The following is a 16,025-nucleotide window of genomic DNA, read 5'->3' on the forward strand; positions in this document are numbered from 1 at the left end:
CGACACCCAAGTAGCACGGGGCCCGAGAAATCCCGTGTGAATCTGGCGGGACCACCCGCTAAGCCTAAATATTCCCTGGTGACCGATAGCGGATAGTACCGTGAGGGAATGGTGAAAAGTACCGCGGGAGCGGAGTGAAATAGTACCTGAAACCGTGTGCCTACAAGCCGTGGGAGCGTCGCCATCGAGACTTGTTCTTGGTGGTCGTGACTGCGTGCCTTTTGAAGAATGAGCCTGCGAGTTTGCGGTGTGTTGCGAGGTTAACCCGTGTGGGGGAGCCGTAGCGAAAGCGAGTCCGAATAGGGCGTTGGAGTAGCACGCTCAAGACCCGAAGCGGAGTGATCTAGCCATGGGCAGGTTGAAGCGCGGGTAAGACCGTGTGGAGGACCGAACCCACCAGGGTTGAAAACCTGGGGGATGACCTGTGGTTAGGGGTGAAAGGCCAATCAAACTCCGTGATAGCTGGTTCTCCCCGAAATGCATTTAGGTGCAGCGTCGTGTGTTTCTTGCCGGAGGTAGAGCACTGGATAGGCGATGGGCCCTACCGGGTTACTGACCTTAGCCAAACTCCGAATGCCGGTAAGTGAGAGCGCGGCAGTGAGACTGTGGGGGATAAGCTCCATGGTCGAGAGGGAAACAGCCCAGAGCATCGACTAAGGCCCCTAAGCGTACGCTAAGTGGGAAAGGATGTGGAGTCGCAGAGACAACCAGGAGGTTGGCTTAGAAGCAGCCACCCTTGAAAGAGTGCGTAATAGCTCACTGGTCAAGTGATTCCGCGCCGACAATGTAGCGGGGCTCAAGCGTACCGCCGAAGTCGTGTCAATCCAGCATAGAGGGCTAACGCCTGTTGGGTTGGGTAGGGGAGCGTCGTGTGCCGGGTGAAGCAGCCGCGTAAGCGAGTTGTGGATGGTTCACGAGTGAGAATGCAGGCATGAGTAGCGATTCACACGTGGGAAACGTGTGCGCCGATTGACTAAGGGTTCCTGGGTCAAGCTGATCTGCCCAGGGTAAGTCGGGACCTAAGGCGAGGCCGACAGGCGTAGTCGATGGACAACCGGTTGATATTCCGGTACCCGCTTTGAAGCGCCCAATACTGAATCTTCTGATGCTAAGGCCGTGAAGCCGTCCTGGAGCCTTCGGGCAAAGGGAAGTGGTGGAGCCGCTGACCCTAGGGGGTAGTAGGTAAGTGATGGGGTGACGCAGGAAGGTAGTCCAGCCCGGGCGGTGGTTGTCCCGGGGTAAGGGTGTAGCCCGTCATCTAGGTAAATCCGGATGACATGAGGGTGAGACCTGATGCCGAGCCGATTGTGGTGAAGTGGATGATCCTATGCTGTCGAGAAAAGCCTCTAGCGAGTTTCATGGCGGCCCGTACCCTAAACCGACTCAGGTGGTCAGGTAGAGAATACCGAGGCGTTCGGGTGAACTATGGTTAAGGAACTCGGCAAAATGCCCCCGTAACTTCGGGAGAAGGGGGGCCATTTCCGGTGATGGGCTTTGCGCCTTGAGCTGGGGGTGGCCGCAGAGACCAGCGAGAAGCGACTGTTTACTAAAAACACAGGTCCGTGCGAAGCCGTAAGGCGATGTATACGGACTGACGCCTGCCCGGTGCTGGAACGTTAAGGGGACCGGTTAGCTGACTTTCGAGTTGGCGAAGCTGAGAACTTAAGCGCCAGTAAACGGCGGTGGTAACTATAACCATCCTAAGGTAGCGAAATTCCTTGTCGGGTAAGTTCCGACCTGCACGAATGGCGTAACGACTTCTCGACTGTCTCAACCATAGGCCCGGTGAAATTGCATTACGAGTAAAGATGCTCGTTTCGCGCAGCAGGACGGAAAGACCCCGGGACCTTTACTATAGCTTGATATTGGTGTTCGGTTCGGCTTGTGTAGGATAGGTGGGAGACTGTGAAGCATGCACGCCAGTGTGTGTGGAGTCGTTGTTGAAATACCACTCTGGTCGTGCTGGATGTCTAACCTGGGTCCGTGATCCGGATCAGGGACAGTGTCTGGTGGGTAGTTTAACTGGGGCGGTTGCCTCCTAAAGGGTAACGGAGGCGCCCAAAGGTTCCCTCAGCCTGGTTGGCAATCAGGTGTTGAGTGTAAGTGCACAAGGGAGCTTGACTGTGAGACTGACGGGTCGAGCAGGGACGAAAGTCGGGACTAGTGATCCGGCGGTGGCTTGTGGAAGCGCCGTCGCTCAACGGATAAAAGGTACCCCGGGGATAACAGGCTGATCTTCCCCAAGAGTCCATATCGACGGGATGGTTTGGCACCTCGATGTCGGCTCGTCGCATCCTGGGGCTGGAGTCGGTCCCAAGGGTTGGGCTGTTCGCCCATTAAAGCGGTACGCGAGCTGGGTTTAGAACGTCGTGAGACAGTTCGGTCCCTATCCGCTGTGCGCGTAGGAGTCTTGAGAAGGGCTGTCCCTAGTACGAGAGGACCGGGACGGACGAACCTCTGGTGTGCCAGTTGTCCTGCCAAGGGCATGGCTGGTTGGCTACGTTCGGGAGGGATAACCGCTGAAAGCATCTAAGCGGGAAGCCTGCTTCGAGATGAGGGCTCCCACCCACTTGATGGGGTAAGGCTCCCAGTAGACGACTGGGTTGATAGGCCAGATATGGAAGCCTCGTAAGGGGTGGAGTTGACTGGTACTAATAGGCCGAGGGCTTGTCCTCAGTTGCTCGCGTTCACTGTGTTGGTTCTGAAATAACGGCTGTGTCATGTCCGGTTGTTTGTTTCATAGTGTTTCGGTGGTTATTGCGTTAGGGAAACGCCCGGTTACATTCCGAACCCGGAAGCTAAGCCTTTCAGCGCCGATGGTACTGCAGGGGGGACCCTGTGGGAGAGTAGGACGCCGCCGAACTCCTTTTAGAAGAGCCTTGTGACGGATTTCAATCCGTCACAAGGCTCTTCTGCGTTTTTACGGGTCATCGGGTGGGATTCCGGGGCGTTGGTTGCTGCCGTATGGCCGGCCGGCTGTCAGCTAGGCGGGTTGTCGCCCTTCAGTAAGTGGTGCGGCAGGCGGCAGACTGGGCGGATGGCTGATCAGAGCGTGGAAGCACCGGACGGTTACGTATCGCACGGCGTGCGGACGGTGCGTTGGGAAGCATCGTCGGATGGGCCGGTGGTGGTCCTTCTCGACCAGCGGCGGCTGCCCGTCGAGGAAGTCGAGCTGGTATGCACGGACGTGCCGGCTCTCGTGGAGGCTGTTCGTACGCTCGCCGTCCGTGGTGCTCCCGTACTGGGAATCGTCGGCGCGTATGGCGTGGCGCTCGCTGCTGCTCGCGGGTACGACGTCACCGAGGCCGCGAATCTCCTGGCGCAGGCTCGACCGACGGCGGTCAATCTCGGGTACGGCGTTCGACGCGCTGCCGGCGCGTATGACGCGGCCCTTGCGGCGGGTGGCGGCGCGGAGCAGGCGGCCGGGGTCGCGCTCGCCGAGGCGCGGGCGCTGCACCGGGAGGACGCCGAGGCCAGCTCGCGGATGGCCGCGCACGGCCTGGCCCTGCTTGAGGAACTGCTGCCGGGCGGCGGCTTCCGCGTTCTCACCCACTGCAACACGGGCGCCCTGGTCTCCGGTGGGACCGGAACGGCGCTGGCCGTGGCGGTGCGGGCGCATCACAAGGGGCAGCTTCGACGGTTGTGGGTGGACGAGACGCGGCCGTTGTTGCAGGGGGCGCGACTGACCGCGTACGAGGCGGCCCGAGCGGGCATGGCGTACACGCTGCTGACCGATAACGCGGCGGGTTCGCTCTTTGCGGCGGGTGAGGTGGACGCCGTGCTGATCGGGGCCGATCGGATCGCCGCGGACGGCTCGGTCGCGAACAAGGTGGGCAGTTATCCGCTGGCCGTTCTGGCCAAGTACCACCACGTGCCGTTCATTGTCGTGGCGCCCAGCACCACCGTGGATCTGGCGACGCCCGACGGCGCGGCGATCGAGATCGAGCAGCGCCCGGCACACGAGGTGACGATGGTCCCTCATCCGGGTGCCTCTACGGGCGGGCGCGGGGCGGCGGCGAGCGCGCCGCTGGCGCCCGTGGGCACCCAGGCGTACAACCCGGCCTTCGACGTCACGCCGCCGGATCTCGTGACGGCGATCGTTACGGAGGAGGGAGCCGTGGCGCCCGTGACGGCGGCGGGGCTCGCTGAGCTGGTCGGCCGGTCGCGGCCGGACCGTGGAGTGCCGTCCGGCTGAGGGTGTTCCAGGTCACGGGCCTGCCGACGGATGCCCGGCTGGCGTAGCGCGGCGCATGGCCGTAGCGGTGGCCCGGTTCAATGCGCGGTTTCTGTTTTTTCTCCCTCGTTGAGGGGCCGAGTTCTCGTGCCGTTCGGCGGTGCCGCGGTGGCGGCGAACGGCTCGTACGCCAGGGGAGCGCTGACATGCTGCGGACGAGTGATCGCCCGCGTCTAGCCACCGGGTCCGACAATGGGATGATGACGACATGAAGGGACGCGTCCTTGTCGTCGACGACGACACCGCACTGGCAGAGATGCTTGGCATCGTGCTGCGCGGCGAAGGCTTTGAACCGTCGTTCGTTTCCGATGGGGACAAGGCGCTCGCCGCATTCCGCGAGACCAAGCCTGATCTGGTGCTGCTCGATTTGATGTTGCCCGGGCGTGATGGCATCGAGGTGTGCCGGCTGATCCGCGCCGAGTCCGGGGTGCCGATCGTGATGCTCACGGCCAAGAGCGACACCGTGGACGTGGTGGTCGGCCTGGAATCCGGCGCCGACGACTACATCGTGAAGCCGTTCAAGCCCAAGGAGTTGGTCGCGCGGATAAGGGCGCGGCTGCGGCGCTCCGAGGAGCCCGTGCCGGAGCAACTGGTCATCGGGGATCTGGTGATCGACGTGGCCGGGCACTCGGTGAAGCGGGAGGGGCAGTCGATCGCGCTGACCCCGCTGGAATTCGATCTGCTCGTCGCGCTGGCCCGTAAGCCGTGGCAGGTGTTCACTCGCGAGGTCCTGCTGGAGCAGGTGTGGGGTTACCGGCACGCCGCGGACACCCGCCTGGTGAACGTGCACGTACAGCGACTGCGCTCCAAGGTGGAGAAGGACCCGGAGCGGCCCGAGATCGTCGTGACCGTGCGTGGAGTGGGTTACAAGGCCGGGCCGAGCTGAGATCTGAGATGTCGGACAGTGGGACCACTCCGGAGCCGGGGCACGGCGCCCCGGCTGCGGGAGGTCCGGTTGAAGGCGGCCATGGCGCGGGGCGGCCGGTCGATTCGGGAAGCGACATATCGCTTTTCGGGCGGCTGTGGCGGGGCGGGAACCTGTTGCCCGACGGGGCTTCCGGGGCGCCGGTGCACCCGGTGCTGCGGCTGTTCGTACGGTGGGTGCGGCGCCCGCTGTTGCCGGCCGCGCGACTCTACCGGCGTAACATCCAGCTCCGCGTCGTCGCGACCACGCTGCTCATGTCGCTCGGCGTGGTGCTGATCCTCGGTGTGGTCGTCATCGGCCAGGTGCGCAACGGGTTGCTGGACGCCAAGCGGCATGCCGCGCAGAGCCAGGCCGTGGGCGGGTTCAACGCGGCCGATGACGCCGCCGAGAACGCCGAGGACTCACGTGGCGGTGAGGACGGTCCCGGCGCGCGCGGTAATCGGGACCCCGGCGCATGGCTCACCGCGCTGGTTCAGCAGCTGGCGAGCGGTGGCCAGGGCGTGTACTCGGTGGTGGCGCTGAGCTCGGACGCCGACAAGGAACTGTTCGCCAGCACGCGCGGGCCGCGCGCGTCGGGTGGCGTCAAGCCCGAGGAGAGCATCAGCAGGGAGTTGCGGGACCGCGTCGACAGCGGCACGGGCCCGTACGAGCAGTACACGAACATCGAGCACGACGCCCCCGGCCATGAGCGCGAGCCCGCGCTGGTGATCGGCAAGCGGCTCAACGACATCAACGGCGACCCGTACCAGCTCTACTACCTCTTCCCGTTCTCGCAGGAGGAGAAGTCGCTGAGCCTGGTGAAGGGCACGCTGGCCACGGCCGGGGTGTTCGTGGTGGTGCTGCTCGGCGCGATCGCGTGGCTGGTGGTGCGGCAGGTCGTGACGCCCGTGCGGATGGCGGCCGGCATTTCCGAGCGGCTGGCGGCCGGGCTGCTCCAGGAGCGGATGAAGGTCACCGGCGAGGACGACATTGCGCGGCTCGGCGAGGCGTTCAACAAGATGGCGCACAACCTCCAGGTCAAGATCCAGCAGTTGGAGGACCTGTCGCGGATGCAGCGGCGGTTCGTGTCCGACGTCTCGCACGAGCTGCGGACGCCGCTGACGACCGTGCGGATGGCCGCCGACGTGATCTACGAGGCGCGGGACGAGTTCGACCCGGCGACCGCGCGATCGGCGGAGCTGCTGGGCGGTCAGCTCGACCGGTTCGAGTCGCTCCTCGCCGACCTGCTGGAGATCAGCCGGTTCGACGCGGGCGCGGCAGCACTGGAGGCCGAGCCGATCGACCTGCGTGACGTGGTCAAGCGCGTGGTGGACGGGGCCGAGCCGCTCGCGGAGCGCAAGGGCAGCCGGATCATCGTCCGCGGCGCCGCCCGACCGGTGATCGCGGAGGCGGACGCGCGCCGCGTGGAGCGCGTGCTGCGCAACCTCGTGGTCAACGCCGTCGAGCACGGCGAGGGCGAGGACGTGATCGTGCGGCTGGCCGCGAAGAGCGGCGCCGTCGCCGTGGCCGTACGGGACTACGGGGTCGGGCTCAAGCCCGGCGAGGCCACCCGGGTCTTCAACCGCTTCTGGCGTGCCGACCCCGCGCGGGCCCGGACCACGGGCGGAACCGGCCTCGGGCTGTCGATCGCGGAGGAGGACGCGCGGTTGCACGGGGGTTGGCTCCAGGCGTGGGGGGAGCCCGGTGGGGGCTCGCAGTTCCGGCTGACACTCCCGCGCACGGCGGGCGATGCGTTGCGCGGTTCGCCGATACCGCTCGAACCGGAGGACTCGCGCCGTAAGCGCGCGCTGCGCGCGGCCAAGGCCGCGGGCGGCGCCGGGAGCACTCGGGTGGCGTCGAGCGGAGGCGCTACGAGCGGGGGTGCTTCGAGCGCGGCTGGCAGGCAGGCGGTGGGCGGCGCGTCGGCCGCCGCTGAACGTGGTGCGGCATCGGGTGCTGCTGGTGCTGGTGGTGCTGCTGGTGTTGCTGGTGCGGGCGGCGGGGGCGGGGCTGCGCGTGCGGAGGGTACGGGGGCGCATCGGGTTTCCGGGGCCAACACCTCGCTTCTCGCGTCGAAGCGGCCGGGCCAGCAGGCGTCGGAGCCGAACGCGCCGTCGGAGGGGGCGGCGACGGGTGGCCGGCCGGACGAGGCCGCGCCGCGTGACGCGGACTCTGGTAGCCGCAACGGCGATGGGGCCACGTCCAGCGGGGACGTAGCCGGCGGGGACCCGGCCGAGGACGACGAGATCGGTGGCGCCGGGCGGGGGGAGGGCGCCGCACGCGCGGATCGAGAGGGGACAGCGGAGTGATGGTGACCGGCGAACGAGGGAGCCGCGCTCGTGGGCGCTGACCGTGAGGTGACGGGCCACGAGGTGCCTGGTGATGAGGCGGCTGACCGTGGAGCGACCGGTCGGGCGGTGGCCGGGGCAGGCCGGAACGCGGTCGAGGGGCGCGGGGCTGGTGGCGGAACCAGCCGCGCCTCTCACCCCGCCGGTCTGTTCGTCAGTCTCTTCGGGCTCATCGGCGCCGGCGCGCGCGACCGTGGTGGGCGCCCCGGAGCGCTGCAACGTGCCGGCATGATCCGACGTCGCGGGCAGAAGGGCGGCGGTGGAAAGCTCGGTATGTCGCGACGGGCCTGCGCCACCCTCGCGGCCAGCGGGTTGCTGCTGGCCGGCTGTGCGTCGATGCCCGACAGCGGGGACGTACGGCAGGTCGGCTCGACGCCGCGCGCCGACGCGGATTCACCCGTTCGGGTATACGGGGTGCGCCCGGGGAACGATGAGCAGCCGCAGGAGTTGGTGCTCGGTTTCCTGGAGGCGACGACGAGCGATGAGGCCCGCTTCGAGACGGCGCGCGAGTACCTGACCAAGCGCGCCCGGGACGAGTGGAACCCCCTCGCGGAGACGACCGTGCTCGCGCAGGCGCCCAAGGTGCGCGTGGAGGGCCGTGCCAACCGGGACACTCCGGGGTACGACATCGTGCTGTCCGGAAAGCAGCTCGCCACGGTCGACGCCAACCACGCGTACGAGCCCGACGAGAAGCCGTACGAGGAACGGCTGCACGTGGCGAAGTCGGGCTCGCAGTGGCGGATTGACTCGCTTCCGGCGGGTCTGGTCCTCGGTGAGTCGGACTTCCAGCGCATCTACCGCTCCGTCAACAAGTACTACTTCGCGGAGTTGGGGCCCGACGGCGACAAGTCGGCCGTCGGCAGGGACGTCCTGGTCGCCGACCCCGTCTACCTGCGGCGTTGGGTGGACCCCGTCACCTCGACCGTGCGGGCGCTGCTGGGCGGGCCCACCAACTGGCTGGAACCGGTCGTCCGTACGTCCTTCCCGAGCGGTACCCAGCTCGACAGCAAGCACCTGCGCCTCGATGACTCGAACGAGTTGCGTATCGGGCTGAGCCAGGACGCGGCCGCCGTCGACCAGTTGCGCTGCCACGAGATGGCGGCCCAGGTGTTGTTCACGGTGCAGGACCTGTCGACGTCCAAGGTCAGCAAGGTGGTGCTGGAGAGCGCGGCCGGCGCCGAACTGTGCTCGCTGACCCGCGACCAGGCCGAGGGGTACGCTCCGGACCGGATCAACGGCAAGGCGGACAACCAGTACTTCATCGACGAGGAACGCCGCATGGTCCAGCTCGACGACACCGGGGAGGAACCGGAGCACGTGCCGGGGCCGTTCGGTGAGCCGACGGCGGGACTCGGTTCGATCGCCGTGGCGCGGGACGAGCGGACCGCGGCCGGGGTGTCCCAGAATGGCCGGGACCTGTACGTGGCCGATCTCAAGCCGGGCGTGGAGCGGGGCGGCTCGCGACTGCACAGTGCGACCGGTGGCCGGCAGGGCGGACTGACCGTGCCGAGCTGGGACGGTCTCGGCGACCTGTGGGTGGCCGACCGTAGCCCGGGCAAGCCGCGGCTGTTGAGGCTGGCCAGCGGGGTGGGGGAGCCCGAGGAAGTCAATGTCACCGGGCTCGACGGCGGCCGGATCGTCTCACTGCGGGTGGCCGCCGACAGCACACGGATCGCCCTGCTGATCGAGCGCGACGGCCATACGTCGCTGTGGCTCGGCCGGCTCGAACGGGCCAAGACCTCGGCGGAGCCACCGCTGTCCGTCAAGGGGCTGCGTTCCCTCGCCCCGCAACTGGACGAGGTGGACGCCGTGTCGTGGGCCGGCGGCAGCCGACTCGTGGTGGCCGGCACCGAGTCGGGCGGCGTGCAGGAACTGCGGTACATGGAGACCGACGGCTCGCCGGGGAACAGCCCGACGCTGCCCGGCCCCGGCAAGGTGGAACAGATCGCGGCCTCGGAGGACGAGAACCGGCCACTGATCGCCAAGGCGTCGGACGGCATCGTCCGACTCCCTCCGGACGCGAACTGGAAGACGGTCGTCAAGAAGGGAACGGCACCCGTCTACCCGGGTTAGTCCGGGCCGGCGCGGTCGGTCCCGGGGGCTTGTCGCGCGTTGTGTGCTGCCGTGTACGTCGGGCCTTGCGCCGGGGGATAGGGGAAGGGACCGGGGCAGCGGGGCGGGCACGGGCACGCGGCGCGGCGGCGTTCGTCTGCTGGTCCGCTGTCGGGCTGGGCCCGGTGGCGGGTCGCGGGGCGGTTCAGGCCCCGCCAGTGCATCGGGCCAGTTGTGCTCACCATCTCCGGGCGCCCCTCCCAGCCGCGCTTCTCGGGCGTAGTCGGGAGCGCGATCGTGGGGGCGGAGCACGCCGGGGTGCGCCTCCGACGACGGTGCGAGCCGGTGCGGGTTGCGTACGCCCAGAGAATCTGTCACTACCGCGCTGACCTGCGGTTTTGATGCCCTCTCCAGAGAGTGGCGCGCGGCGCGAGCAGAGTTATCCACAGGGGTGGCGGGCCTGCGGTCGCGGCGGGACAGTGGAGGGCATGCGGGGATGGTGGCGAGAGGCGACGGGGCTGGTTCTGCCGGTCGAGTGTGCGGGGTGCGGGGCGCCTCGGGCCGTGCTGTGTGAGCGGTGCCGTGCGGTGCTGCTCGACGGGAGCGCGTCCCGGGTGCGGCCGAGTCCGATGCCGCAGGGCTTGCCTGTGGTGTACGCGGTAGCGGCGTATGCCGGGGCGTGCAGATCGATCCTGCTCGCTCACAAGGAGCGGGGGGCGTTACGGCTGGCGGGCCCGTTGGGGGCCGCACTGGCGCTGGCGGTCTGCGCGGTGGTGTGCCGGGGAGCGTGGCTACGGGGTGCCGGGGCGAAGGAGGAGTGGCCGACGGCTGTGTACCCCGCGAGAGAGCGTGCGAGACCGCCTGGCGTGGGTGGGGCGGGGTGGGAGCCCAGGCCGGTAGGTGCGTGGGTGGCCCCTGCCCGGAGACCCGCCCCGCCGGGGCAGTCGCCGACGGGTGCGCGGGCCAGCGGGGCGGCCGGGCGGGACCGCGTCCGGGGAGAGCCGGCCGATCCGGGTATCGAGGCCGGGCGGGCGACGGGGCGTGGGCGCGGTCTGGACGAGGCGTGCTCCGCGCTGACGGCCGGGGCGGGGAGCGCGGGGGCCCTGCCGCCGATCCTGCTGGTCCCGGTGCCGTCGGCGCGCCGAGCGGTGGCCGCGCGTGGGCACGATCCCACGCGACGGATAGCCCTTGCTGCCGCGCGGGTTCTGCGTGAGCAGGGCGTGCCGGCCCGGGTGCTCTCGGTGGTGCGGCAGCGGCGAAGGGTGGTGGATCAGGCGGGGCTGGGCGCCGCCCAGCGGGTCGCGAACGTGAGCGGGGCGCTGCGGGTCACCCCGGGCGCGGAGAGGCTGCTGAGCGGCGGGCCCGTGGTGCTGGTGGACGACCTCATGACCACCGGGGCGACGCTCGCGGAGGCGGCGCGGGCGGTGCGGGCCGCGATGGGTCGGGGTACGGCGGGCCGTGCTGACGGCGGGAGCGGCGGTCGGGGCGCGGCGGGAGCGGCGTCGGGCGTGTGGCGAGCTACGGGGAGCGGCGCCGCGGTTGCCGGACGTACGGGAATACGGGTGTCGGCTGGCGCTGATTGGAGCGGGGTTCCCGGGGCACTCGCTGTTCCAGGTGTCGGATCGGTGGACACCGCTGAGACGCCCGGTGTGGGCCCAGTCCGGGAAGGGCTGGTGGGGGCCGCGGTGGTGGCCGCCTCGCACAGCGCATTCGGCGCGAATCGGAACTGATAACGAACGTGCGACGTTGCAGCTAGTAACAGCGAAAAAGTACCTGAACGGAGGTACGTGCCAGTAGGGGGTGCCGACTCCCGGCCGAGCGAGCTATGTTCGGTTGTGAGGACTAGGTGCCGCTATGGCGCTGATATCCGCTTAGCGTGCTTCGTGCCTTTCCGTGTTCCATAGAAAAGTGAAGACGGTGGGGTGTACAGCCCAATGGCGGGGGAGGAGGAGGTGAAAGCCGCCGAGTCGGGGGCCCTGGAAATCTCTCGGGCCCAGTGCGAAACGGATGTGCTTCGAACAGCCAACGGAGCAATCCGGGAACGGAGTTCTGCGTGGACATCGTCGTGAAGGGCCGCAAGACAGAGGTGCCGGAGCGGTTCCGCAAGCACGTGGCCGAGAAGCTGAAGCTGGAGAAGATCCAGAAGCTCGACGGCAAGGTGATCAGCCTCGACGTCGAGGTGTCCAAGGAGCACAACCCGCGCCAGGCCGACCGTTCCGACCGAGTGGAGATCACCCTCCGCTCCCGGGGGCCGGTGATCCGGGCAGAGGCCGCCGCCGCCGATCCGTACGTGGCGCTCGACCTCGCCACGGGCAAGCTGGAGCAGCGCCTGCGCAAGCAGAACGACAAGCGTCACACGCGGCGTGGCAATGGCCGCATCCCGGCGAGCGACGTCGCGGTGACCGTGCCGGAAGCCGCCCGGATCAACGGATCAGGCGAGGGCGCCGAGGCCGAGACCGGGGCTGCGGACAACGTGCCCACCACGAGGATGGGGCCGCTCGAAGTGCGCGGCGAGGGCCCGCTCATCGTCCGTGAGAAGACGCATGCGGCGGCGCCGATGACGCTCGACCAGGCCCTGTACGAGATGGAGTTGGTCGGCCATGACTTCTACTTGTTCGTCGACTCGGACACCAACCACCCGAGCGTGGTGTACCGGCGGCATGGCTACGACTATGGCGTGATCCACCTCAAGACGGAGGCGTTCGTCGGTGAGGAGCCGGGTGGCGCCGGCGGCGCGCTCGGCGGCTGATCCGCGACGGACCTCCGTCTGACCACGGTCGATAGCGAGACGACCCGGCGTCGGCGCCGCGGGGCGCGGCGCGCGGCGTTGGGGATCAACGTGGTGAACCGACGAGAGCTGACTGAATTGATGTACGAGGCGTGGTGACGGCCGTGTCTCGTAAGACGGTGTAGGTGGTGCCCCGGGAGGGCCGAGTGGGCCCTCCGGGGCACTACGGTGCGGATGGCGGGAGCACCGGGCCACCCCGTGGGCATGGAATCATGGCGGCGTGGTCAATCGGCGCTCGGTGGGGACTGGTTGGCGTGCAGAGCTAGGTGCAACCGCAAGGCCACGGCCTTCATGGGGGAGGAACGATGGCGGACAGCTTCGGGCCCGTGCCCGACGATGACGACGGTGACGGCGTCAACGTCGGAACGGACAGGGGCGAGTCGCGCAAGGAGCCGATCCGGGTCCTCGTGGTGGACGATCACGCGCTCTTCCGCCGAGGACTGGAGATCGTACTCGCGCAGGAAGCGGACATCCAGGTCATTGGCGAGGCCGGGGATGGAGCTGAGGCCGTCGAGAAGGCGGCGGACCTGCTCCCCGACATCGTGCTGATGGATGTCCGCATGCCCAAGCGGGGCGGGATCGAGGCGTGTACCGCCATCAAGGAGGTGGCCCCCAGCGCCAAGATCATCATGCTGACGATCAGCGACGAGGAGGCCGATCTCTACGACGCGATCAAGGCCGGGGCCACCGGATACCTGCTCAAGGAGATCTCCACCGACGAGGTGGCGACCGCGATTCGGGCGGTTGCCGACGGGCAGTCGCAGATCAGCCCGTCCATGGCGTCCAAGCTGCTGACCGAGTTCAAGTCGATGATCCAGCGCACCGACGAGCGGCGACTGGTGCCCGCGCCTCGGCTGACCGACCGCGAGCTTGAGGTGCTCAAGCTCGTGGCCACCGGGATGAACAACCGCGATATCGCGAAGGAGTTGTTCATCAGCGAGAACACGGTCAAGAACCACGTCCGCAACATCCTGGAGAAGCTCCAGCTCCATTCGCGCATGGAAGCGGTGGTGTACGCGATGCGGGAGAAGATCCTCGAGATCAGGTGACGGGTCGCGGTGGCCGCACCCGAGGCGGCCGTCGCGGAGCCGAGCACGGCCGAGCGACGGCGACTGATCAACGGTGGCTGGCCGACGGCGACTGATCGACGGTGGATGACCGTCGGCGACAGGCCAATGGCGCATGGCCGGCCGGCCGGACGCGCCGATGGGCGGCAGCGGTCAGGCGGGCCGGAGCGTCCGCCTCGGGCGAGGTGTTCCGTGAGTCTGGAGCCTCCGCCTCAGCGCAGGCGCACCCGGCCCGGGGCAGCACAGGTGCTCCCGAGCCCGGGGCGCGCACCCGGCCCGGGGGCCGTCAGGCGAGGGCGGCGGTGAGTGGGGCGACCAGGTCGGGGTGGCTCACGCGCTCGATCCGTACGGCGTCGCAGCCCACCCACTCGGCGGCCTCGCGCAGCGCGCGGGCCATGGGGGCGACGTCCTTCGCGCCCCGTAGCGAGAGCTGTCGGGCCACCAGCGTCGTGCCCTCCCGGGCCGGGTCCACGCGGCCCACCAGCTTGCCGCCGGTGAGCAGGGGCATCGCGAAGTAGCCGTGTATCCGCTTGGGCCGCGGCACGTAGGCCTCAAGCCGGTGGGTGAAGTCGAAGATGCGCTGGGTGCGCGGTCGGTCCCAGACCAGCGAGTCGAACGGCGACAGCAGCGTCGTCCGGTGCCGCTCCCGGCGCCCCGCGGACTCCGCGGCGAGCGCGGCCGGGTCGGCCCAGGCGGGCTTGTCCCACCCCTTGACCTCGACCGGCGTCAGCCCCGTAGTGGCGATGACGGCGTCCACCTGCTCGTTCCTGATCCGGTGGTAGTCGGCGAGGTCCGCGCGCGTGGCCACGCCCATGGCCGCGCCCGCCTGCGCGACCAGCCGCCGCAGACACTCCGCGTCCGGCAGGTCGTCGTGCAGCAGCTCCCCGGGGATCGCGCGCTCGGCCAGGTCGTAGACCCGCTTCCAGCCGCGCCGCTCGGTGCAGACGACCTCGCCGTACATCAGGGCGCGCTCGACCGCGATCTTCGTCGCCGACCAGTCCCACCACTCGCCGCCGTTCTTCGCGCCGCCCAGTTCGGTGGCGGTCAGCGGGCCCTCGGCGCGCAACTGGGCGATGACCTTCTCGTAGACCCCGGCCGGCAGGTCGTGGTGCCACTGCGGGCGGTCGCGGTACGCGCGGCGCCGGAACGCGAAGTGCGGCCACTCCTCGATCGGCAGGATGCAGGCGGCATGGGACCAGTACTCGAAGCTGTGCCTCTCCGTCCAGTACGCGGCCTCCACGGTGTCGCGGCCGACGGCGCCGAGTCGGGCGTACGGCACCAGTTCGTGCGACCTGGCCAGGACGGAGATGGTGTCCAACTGGACCGCTCCCAGCGAGCGCAACACGCCGCGCACGCCCGCCCGTTGGTCCCGCGCGCCCAGCAGCCCCTGGGCGCGCAGCGCGATGCGGCGGGCCTCGTCGGCGGACAGGGTGACCTCGGGGCGTGCGGGCGGCGTCGCCGCGTCGGCAGCGCGGGCGACGCGGCTCGCTGACAGGGGAGTTGTCATGCCGGACACAGTAAACGGTGGCACTGACAACGCCGTCGGCACGCGCTGTGCCGTGGGCGCGAGGCCGACGGCGGGTCCGCGGAGCCGGCGATGTCCCACGATCGAGTGAGCCCGACGCCCCGCCCGGCCCCCGCCCGAGCCTCGTCCGACCCCCGGTCGAGCCCCGCCCGACTCCCGCCCGAGCCCCGCCGGGGCCCTCACGCGCCGGGCCGGCCAGGCCCCGTAACCGGCCCCCGAGCCGATCCGATCCGAGCCGAGCCGGACGCCAGGGACGGAGCCGACCCTCACCTCCGCACCGCCCAGCCGACTGACCCGCTGCCCAGCCGCCGCCCGCACACCCCGTGTCGCCCCGCGACGCCCCCCGCCCCGCGTCGTGCCGGTCGTGGGTCAGGACGGTTGCGGGCCGGGCAGGTACGGGGTCGGGGTCGAGAGGCCGAGGTCGCTGGGGAGGAGGGAGCCGATCCAGGAGTCCCGGCGGGTGCCCGCGTGCGGGATGCGGGCGCGCAGCGTGCCCTCCCGTTGGAAGCCGAGTGAGCGGGCGACGGCCCAGGAGCCCTCGTTGCCGACCTCGGCGTACCACTCCATGCGCTCCACGCCCAGCTCGCCGAAGGCCCAGTCGATCATGCGGCGGGCGGCCTCGACGGTGTAGCCACGGCCACGGTGTTCCTTAACCGTCCAGTAGCCGATCTCCGCCTGCCGCTCCGGGCCGGCCAGCTCCAGGCGGACCAGGCCCATGGCGCCCACGAGCACGCCGTCGTCCTTCGTGACCACGGCGAGGCTGTACGAGGTGTTGTCGCGCCAGCCGTTCGGGACCATCTCGGTGACGAAGTTCTGGGCGTGCTCGCGCAGGTACGGCGAGGGCACGTTCGTCCAGCGCGGAATGTCCGGGTCCTGGCAGGCGGCGAAGACCGCGTCCACGTCGGACGCCTCGAACGGGCGCAGGACCAGGCGGGGGGTGTTGAGTATCAGGGGCTCCATGGATCGAGTGTGGTCGCTCCACCCGGTCTGCGAAAACCATTTTGCGCTCCGGCGTGGGACGCCGGGCCGCGTCCCGTCGCACCTCACCGGCCGGACCGGTGGTGCGGCGCCGGGCGCCGCGCGGCTCCGGGGCGGGGACGAGGCGCG

Annotated in this window: 8 protein-coding genes, 2 rRNA genes and 1 pseudogene (1 of these 11 running past the window's edge); 9 read left to right on the top strand and 2 right to left on the bottom strand. The window is 69.0% G+C overall.

Translation table 11 applies throughout. The annotated features are described in order from the left end of the window. From AC3CHW_RS22270 to AC3CHW_RS22310, 9 genes and pseudogenes are all read left to right on the top strand, one after another. Window positions 1-2,675, top strand: a 23S ribosomal RNA gene (locus AC3CHW_RS22270) (it extends 449 nt beyond the left edge of the window). A gap of 71 nt (window positions 2,676-2,746) precedes the next feature. Continuing rightward, a 5S ribosomal RNA gene (gene rrf, locus AC3CHW_RS22275) occupies window positions 2,747-2,863 on the top strand. A gap of 174 nt (window positions 2,864-3,037) precedes the next feature. After that, window positions 3,038-4,195, top strand: a complete 1,158-nt coding sequence (gene mtnA, locus AC3CHW_RS22280; RefSeq protein ID WP_488471136.1) for an S-methyl-5-thioribose-1-phosphate isomerase — start codon at window positions 3,038-3,040, stop codon at window positions 4,193-4,195. Between the two features lie 247 nt (window positions 4,196-4,442). Beyond that, entirely contained in the window at window positions 4,443-5,120 is a 678-nt protein-coding gene (mtrA, locus tag AC3CHW_RS22285; RefSeq protein ID WP_187062858.1) for a two-component system response regulator MtrA, read from the top strand. Window positions 5,121-5,128: 8 nt separating this feature from the next. Beyond that, window positions 5,129-7,447 carry an MtrAB system histidine kinase MtrB gene (mtrB, locus tag AC3CHW_RS22290; RefSeq protein WP_488467635.1) on the top strand — a complete coding sequence of 773 codons (2,319 nt, stop codon included), beginning with the start codon at window positions 5,129-5,131 and terminating at the stop codon, window positions 7,445-7,447. A 267-nt stretch (window positions 7,448-7,714) separates the two neighbouring features. Next, entirely contained in the window at window positions 7,715-9,559 is a 1,845-nt protein-coding gene (locus AC3CHW_RS22295) for an LpqB family beta-propeller domain-containing protein (protein WP_488467636.1), read from the top strand. Window positions 9,560-10,152: 593 nt separating this feature from the next. Beyond that, window positions 10,153-10,308 (top strand): annotated as a pseudogene (locus tag AC3CHW_RS22300) (ComF family protein); the annotation flags it as partial. Between the two features lie 1,283 nt (window positions 10,309-11,591). Beyond that, the gene (hpf, locus tag AC3CHW_RS22305) at window positions 11,592-12,287 is read left to right on the top strand and encodes a ribosome hibernation-promoting factor, HPF/YfiA family (protein ID WP_488467637.1); all 696 of its coding nucleotides are present in this window, start codon (window positions 11,592-11,594) and stop codon (window positions 12,285-12,287) included. 344 nt (window positions 12,288-12,631) lie between these two features. Continuing rightward, the gene (locus AC3CHW_RS22310) at window positions 12,632-13,375 is read left to right on the top strand and encodes a response regulator (protein WP_398610822.1); all 744 of its coding nucleotides are present in this window, start codon (window positions 12,632-12,634) and stop codon (window positions 13,373-13,375) included. A 304-nt stretch (window positions 13,376-13,679) separates the two neighbouring features. Here AC3CHW_RS22310 and AC3CHW_RS22315 read toward each other — a convergent pair whose 3' ends face one another. Then, window positions 13,680-14,900 carry a winged helix-turn-helix domain-containing protein gene (locus tag AC3CHW_RS22315; RefSeq protein WP_488467638.1) on the bottom strand — a complete coding sequence of 407 codons (1,221 nt, stop codon included), beginning with the start codon at window positions 14,898-14,900 and terminating at the stop codon, window positions 13,680-13,682. A 387-nt stretch (window positions 14,901-15,287) separates the two neighbouring features. Continuing rightward, on the bottom strand, window positions 15,288-15,878 hold the full coding sequence (locus AC3CHW_RS22320) for a GNAT family N-acetyltransferase (protein WP_488467639.1): 591 nt from the start codon (window positions 15,876-15,878) through the stop codon (window positions 15,288-15,290). Between the last annotated feature and the right edge of the window lie 147 nt (window positions 15,879-16,025).

Source organism: Streptomyces sp. MGP-BFMKR1 (assembly GCF_057766585.1).